Source organism: Bacillus sp. SIMBA_005, from assembly GCF_046535585.1.
GTDB classification, from domain to species: domain Bacteria; phylum Bacillota; class Bacilli; order Bacillales; family Bacillaceae; genus Bacillus; species Bacillus pumilus.
On sequence record NZ_JAWRWI010000548.1, the window covers coordinates 1 to 265 of the forward strand.

The window sequence follows — 265 nt, forward strand, 5'->3', positions numbered from 1 at the left end:
TGCTTTGCTTCGGTCGCCGAATTGTGTTTTCTTGATTTCAACAAAGTTTCCGATCTTCACTTCATTGCCGATTGCGGAATCGGGTCTGATGTGAGCAAAAGGACCGATATTTACATCATTCCCAACTTTGCTGCGGTTGACAACGGATTGTTTAATCACAGTGCGGCTGCCGATTGAACTGTCCTCTATCTCAGTGTGAGGGCCGATGACACATTCATCGCCGATTTCAGCTTGTCCCTTTAACACAGTTCCGGGATAAATAACT

At 45.7% G+C, this 265-nt stretch carries 1 pseudogene; it reads right to left on the bottom strand.

Annotated features, from left to right (window positions below):
* Positions 1-265: pseudogene (gene glmU, locus SB660_RS21245) on the bottom strand (bifunctional UDP-N-acetylglucosamine diphosphorylase/glucosamine-1-phosphate N-acetyltransferase GlmU); the annotation flags it as partial.